Consider the following 1,220-nt stretch of genomic DNA (forward strand, 5'->3'; position numbering starts at 1 on the left):
GACGACGCGGCCACCGAAGTCTGGCTCCCCCTGCTGCGCCGAGGCCGCGACGAACCCCGCGCGCTGCTCACCGCGCTCGCGAAGGTGTTCGTGCGAGGCGTGGCCGTGGGCTGGGACAAGATCTACGGGAACACCGGCGCCCAGCGCGTCGACCTGCCCACCTACGCCTTCCAGCGGCAGCGCTACTGGCTGCCGACCGGTTCCGTCGCGGTGGACGCGGCCGGGCTGGGCCAGACTCCGGCGCGCCACCCGCTGCTGGGTGCAGCGGTGATGCTGCCGGCGAGTGGCGGCCTGGTACTGACCGGGCGGTTGTCGTTGGCCAGGCAGCCGTGGCTGGCCGATCACGTGGTCGCCGGCCAGGTGGTCGTGCCCGGAGCTGCGCTGATCGAGATGGTGGTGCGCGCGGCCGATGAGGCCGGCTGCGGGCGGGTCGAAGAGCTGCTGATCGAGTCGCCGTTGGTGCTCCGGGCCCAGGGTGCGGTGCGGGTGCAGGTCACGGTGGACGAGCCGGACGAGTCCGGTCGCCGTGCGGTGGCCGTCTACGCGCAGGCCGAGGACGCGACGTTCGCGGAGGAGTGGACCCGTCATGCGACGGGCTCGCTGGCGCCGGCCGGTTCGACTGCCGACACTGCTCTGACCGAGTGGCCCCCGGCCGGCGCCGAGGCCGTGGATCTGGACGGGTTCTACCCGGCACTGGCCGAGTGCGGCCTCGCCTACGGTCCGGTGTTCCAGGGTATGCGTGCGGCCTGGCGGCGTGGCGAGGAACTGTTCGCCGAGGTGGCGCTGCCCGAGGGCCTGGCGGTGTCCGGGTTCGGGGTGCACCCTGCCCTGCTGGACAGCGCGCTGCACGTGGCGGGTCTGAGTGCCGACGGCGATGGCTTGACGTTGCCGTTCGCGTGGAGTGACGTGGTGGTGCACGCGTCGGGTGCGGTGGCGGCGCGGGTGCGGGTGGCGCCGACGGCCTCGGGTGACGGCGTGTCGGTGACGCTGGCCGACGCTGCGGGCGAGTTGGTGGCGTCCGTGGGGTCGTTGGTGTTGAGGGCTGCGTCGGCCCAGGACCTGGCGGGTGGTGCGGGTTCCGCAAGTGAGTCGATGTTCGGGGTGGAGTGGGTCCCTGCTGTCGTCACCGAGTCCGAGGTGCCGGACGGTCGGTGGGCCGTGCTCGGGGAGGAGTTGCCGGGCGCGGTGTCGTACCCGGATGTGGCGGCGTTGCTTGCGTC

The 1,220-nt window shown here is 73.1% G+C and carries 1 protein-coding gene; it reads left to right on the plus strand.

The features are described 5' to 3' along the window. Window positions 1-1,220 (plus strand): polyketide synthase dehydratase domain-containing protein (locus KV557_RS41820; protein ID WP_218207360.1); only part of this gene is annotated, 1,220 nt, incomplete at both ends.

The sequence above is a fragment of the Kitasatospora aureofaciens genome (assembly GCF_019192735.1).
In the GTDB taxonomy this organism is placed as follows: domain Bacteria; phylum Actinomycetota; class Actinomycetes; order Streptomycetales; family Streptomycetaceae; genus Kitasatospora; species Kitasatospora aureofaciens_A.